The 4,840-nt window shown below is 34.2% G+C and carries 5 protein-coding genes; all 5 read right to left on the bottom strand.

Translation table 11 applies throughout. From position 1 onward, the window contains the following. Nucleotides 1-132: 132 nt before the first annotated feature. The 5 genes from uppP to ACYVEC_RS30020 all read right to left on the bottom strand — a co-directional run bounded on the left by uppP (nt 133) and on the right by ACYVEC_RS30020 (nt 4,392). Nucleotides 133-930, bottom strand: a complete 798-nt coding sequence (uppP, locus tag ACYVEC_RS30000; protein ID WP_063225012.1) for an undecaprenyl-diphosphate phosphatase UppP — start codon at nt 928-930, stop codon at nt 133-135. A 17-nt stretch (nt 931-947) separates the two neighbouring features. After that, nucleotides 948-1,685 carry an ABC transporter permease gene (locus tag ACYVEC_RS30005; RefSeq protein ID WP_063225011.1) on the bottom strand — a complete coding sequence of 246 codons (738 nt, stop codon included), beginning with the start codon at nt 1,683-1,685 and terminating at the stop codon, nt 948-950. Beyond that, on the bottom strand, nt 1,678-2,607 hold the full coding sequence (locus tag ACYVEC_RS30010; protein ID WP_063225010.1) for an ABC transporter ATP-binding protein: 930 nt from the start codon (nt 2,605-2,607) through the stop codon (nt 1,678-1,680). Before ACYVEC_RS30010 ends, ACYVEC_RS30005 begins: the two co-directional genes overlap by 8 nt. A 68-nt stretch (nt 2,608-2,675) precedes the next feature. Beyond that, the gene (locus ACYVEC_RS30015; protein WP_063225009.1) at nt 2,676-3,689 is read right to left on the bottom strand and encodes a sensor histidine kinase; all 1,014 of its coding nucleotides are present in this window, start codon (nt 3,687-3,689) and stop codon (nt 2,676-2,678) included. Then, on the bottom strand, nt 3,679-4,392 hold the full coding sequence (locus tag ACYVEC_RS30020) for a response regulator transcription factor (RefSeq protein WP_063225008.1): 714 nt from the start codon (nt 4,390-4,392) through the stop codon (nt 3,679-3,681). The genes ACYVEC_RS30015 and ACYVEC_RS30020 overlap by 11 nt, the downstream gene beginning before the upstream one ends. Nucleotides 4,393-4,840: the final 448 nt, after the last annotated feature.

Consider the following 4,840-nt stretch of genomic DNA (forward strand, 5'->3'; position numbering starts at 1 on the left):
GTAGGACGTCGCCAAGCAACTAAAAACACAAGTCTTTTGACTTGTGTTTTTTCGTGTTTAATAAATGAAAATGGATAAAAAACCGATACTTCAACTTGAATATCGGTTCAATAATATGTGAAATATACGAATCTATAGTAATACGAAGAGTGTAAATAAGATAGCCAGCAAAATACGATAATATGCAAAAGGTTTTAAACCTATCTTCTCTAAAAGCTTTAGGAATGTTACTACTGCTAACATTGCGACTATAAAAGAAGTGATGAATCCTACCGCAAACATAGGGATATCATCGACACTTAAATACGTCCAGCTTTTTAATAAGTCTAAGCCTGTAGCCCCAACCATTACAGGGAGGGCAATGAGAAAAGAGAACTCAGATGCAGTCTTATAATTTACTTTTGCTAATAGACCTCCAGAGATAGTAGAGCCGGCTCTGGAGAAGCCAGGGTATACCGCTAAACATTGAAATAATCCAATTGTTAATGCTTGACGGTATGTTAAATCGTCCAGTGAATAGGAGGTTGCCTCTTGTTTTTTTACTTCTGCAAAGATCATAAGAATTGCCCCTGCTACAAGTCCAATCACAACAGTGTATGGCTGAAATAAGTAAGTTTTAATAACATCATGTAGTAGCAAACCAGCAACTACTGCCGGAAATACGCCAAGAAATACATGGAATGCGTTGAATTTTTTCTCTTTCCGTAGAAGAGGCTTAATATTACATAAAGAAACGAGACGTTTATGGTATAAAATTGCAATAGCTAAAATTGCCCCTAGCTGAATAACAATTTCAAACGTTTTCGCTCTTTCTCCTTCAAAGCCTAATAAGTGTCCGACTAATATAAGGTGTCCAGTAGAAGAGATAGGTAAAAATTCAGCTAACCCCTCTACGATACCGAGTATGAAGGCAATTATGATATCGCTCATGGTATCACTCCTATAAATTAATGAATGTCTACTCTTTTAAAATAGAATAGTGTTGCAATAAATCCGAGAATCGCCGTTGTTGCAATGATGATATAAGAATACTCTGGTGGATATGTGGGTTGTAATTCATTATTTGCAATATCTAGAGTAGCGGTCCACGGAAATAAATCTTTATGTTTGGAGTTCACGAGCATAAGATTCATCATTGTAATAATGACTGTTAATATAATAGGCGGTACATAGCTCTTCATTACAAGAGTTAATAGCACAATAGGTGAAGACAATAGAAAGAGAAGTCCACCACATATTAAAAATTTTAGGAAAGAACCTAAAAGTAAAGTAGTGTTAAAACCAGGGAAGTTCCCCAATAGCCCTAATATTAAAGTAAGCGACCAAGCGACTAAAGTTAGCATCATGATCCAAAGGAAGAGAATGATGAACTTACTTATAATAAAGCTAATGCGCGACACGGGGATAGTTAGTAAATTTTTTAGTGTATCTTCTGCATATTCGCGGGTAAAGAGATAAGCAACAACTACTCCGTATAAAGGGAATCCTATAACTAAAGTAGTATATAAGTTAACGTCAGTGAATAACTGGTGGAACCAAATAGTCGGAGTTGGCTGTTTTGTTTTTATATGTATATAAGAGGCTACTACGACTAAGAAAGGTGCGACACCAGCCCCAATAATGCTAATTAAAAACATATTAGAGCGTTTTAGTTTTAATAGTTCTGTATAGAGTAGATTAACCAATTGTTCCACCTCCAACTAGTTTGGTGAAATAATCTTCTAATCTGTCTTCACTAATCATCATTTTTAATACTTCAATATCATTCAGAACGAACGTTCTATTAATGTATCCTTGTTGCCCAAAATGAGAGTAAATGCGAATATTCCCTTCATCATGTACCTCATAATCGAAAATTTGAAATTGATTTTCTAATAGCATCGCAGCCTTATTGTCATTATTCACCTGAAATTCTATGTACTTACGGTTTGCTTTGCGCAGCTTATCAAGAGAAACTTCTTCTAGTAACCTTCCTTCGTGAATAATTCCGATACGATCAACTAACTGTTCTACCTCTGCTAAAATGTGACTAGAAATGAGTATCGTTATATTCCTTTCTTGAGCTAAAGAATGAATAAGTTTTCGCATTTCTTTAATACCGATGGGGTCTAGTCCGTTAGTCGGTTCATCTAATATGAGTAGTTCGGGATAATGGAGAAGGGCGCGTGCAATTCCTAGGCGCTGCTTCATTCCTAAAGAATACTTTCCTACTAATTTTTTTGTTTCATGCTGCAAGCCCACTATTTCTAATGCTTCTTCAATAGCATTCTTTTTGTGCACCCCGATTATCTTTGCATTAATTAATAAGTTTTCTTTTGCAGTTAAGTTTTCATAAAACCCTGGAACTTCAACGATAGAACCAATTCTACTTAAAATATCTTTTTGATTTTGAAATAAATCCTCTCCGAATATTTCGATAGTTCCACTTGTAGGCTTTATAAGACTAAGTAGCATACGAATGGTTGTCGTTTTACCAGCACCGTTACGTCCTATGAATCCATAAATTTCTCCTCGTTGAACGTTAATGTTTAGCTTATCTACGGATTTTTGCTTGCCATATACTTTAGTAAGATTAGTCGTTTTTATAATTGTGTTTATAGGAGACACCTACTTTCTATAAGTTCTTACTTACATGATAAAAAGGAAGGCTTAACTGCATATTAATCATTTCTTAACTATTTCTTAAAAGTATTGTGTTTTGGAATGGAAAAGCCAAAAGTGGTTCGTTCCCATGGAATACTTTCAACCCATATATGCCCACCATTCCTCTCAACGAGCGCTTTAGAAATAGAAAGCCCGAGCCCGCTACCACCAAAAGACGAGTTTCTTGATTGTTCACTTCGGTACATTCGCTCAAATACGTTTTGTAAATCATGTTTTGGAACACCAGGGCCTTTGTCCCAAATAAGAAGTTCATATGCTGCATCAGTTTCTAGTAGTTCGACTCCTATTGTTTTCCCATTCTTTCCGTAATAAATGGCATTTTTCATTAAATTACCTATAATACGCATAAGGCTTAGGTGATCTGCAATGATAGGACAAGTAGACTCTGGTATGAGAACTTGCAGTTTAATATTATGTTTTGAGAGTTCAGGTAAAAACTCGATCAAAACTTCTCTAGTAACTTCAGAAAAGTCGAGTTTTTCTTCTTTTAGTGGAAATTCATTAGCGTCTAGCTTTGCCATATTGAATATTTCATCAACTAGGTGCTTTAAGTTATTTGATTTCATATAAAGTATTTTAAGATATTCTTGCTTTTCTATTTCAGAAGCAGCAACCCCATCTTTTAAAGCATCGATATATCCAATAATGGAGGTGAGTGGTGTTCGGATATCGTGCGAGATACTAGATAAAAGTTGTTTTCTAGATTCCTCAGACCTTTTTGCTTTAATCCGAACCTTTTCTAATTCAGCTATTAGTTCGTTTATTGAAAAAACGATATTATGTAACGATCGATCATTACTTGTGAATAATCTCGTTTGTAAATGCCCCTTTAGTGCACGACTTAATTTAGTGTCTATTGATTTGCGATTTTGAATGAATTGTATTCTTGAAAAGAAGAGATACATTGTAATTAAGATAAGGGTAATAAATAAAGAAATTTTTACTCTCGGATCCATTTGTATATTTAAAAGCCCGCAAATGATAAGTTGTAATGAAATAAGGAAGAGGATTTTATCAGTCTTCAAGCTTTTCACCCACAAACTTATAACCAATTCCCCATACAGTTTGAATGAATTTTGGATTGGAAGGGTCGATTTCTATTTTCTTTCTAAGTTTTCGAATATGTACCATAACTGTATTATCATCTTCTATATAATTATCGTCCCATACATTGCGGAAGAGCTGTGTTTTTGTAAATACTTGTCCTGGGTTTGAAGTAAAGAATTTTAATAGTTCTAGTTCTTTTCCGGTTAAGCTGATTTCTTCTTTATTTGTGTGAACTGTATATGTATTTAAATTGATAGTTAGTCCTTTAAAAGCTAAAGTTGTTTTCTCTTGTACATTAATGTTACTTCCAAGAACTAAAAAACGTCGTATAAGAGCTTTTACTCGTGCAATCACTTCGTGAATGCTGAAAGGTTTCGTAATGTAATCATCAGCACCAATGCTTAAACCTAAAATTTTATCGACTTCGTGATCTTTAGCGGTTAGCATTAATATCGGTACGTTAGTTTTATCTCTAAGCTTTCTGCATACTTCGATACCATCTACTTTCGGCATCATAAGATCTAAAATAACGAGGCTATAGTTGTTTTGATTAAATAACTGTAAGGCTACTTCGCCATCAATCGCAGTATCTACCATATATAATTCTCGTTCTAAATATATTTTTAGTAAATTACGGATTTCTTTATCATCGTCTGCTATAAGGATATTTATATCTTTCATACCTTCACCTGCTTCTAATGGATTTCATTGATGGTGCAACAACCCTCTAATTATATACTAGTATTTGTTAAAATAAGGTTAATAGTTTTGTTGGATGAAAATATCCACGCAAATTAAGCCTAGGGTTCAAAGTAAATTGAATATGTTTTGCGAGAATAAATTAAAGAGAAGCAGAAGGTAGTTTTCGGTAATGAATTTTTGTAGGGACGTATATAGCTAAAAGAGCGTAAAAAAGATTTAATTGAATATCTTTATAAAAAGTGTTGACGATTAGAGTATAGAGGTGTAATATAAAACAAGTCGCCGATGACAACAACATCGAAAGCGACAAACGAAATGAAAAACTTAGTTGACATTGAAAGATGAAGATGTTAACATAAGGAAGTCGCAAATGAGCGACAGACAAGTTCTTTGAAAACTGAACGAAACAAACAACGTGAAACGTCAA

This window comes from Bacillus sp. MN7755 (assembly GCF_054771475.1).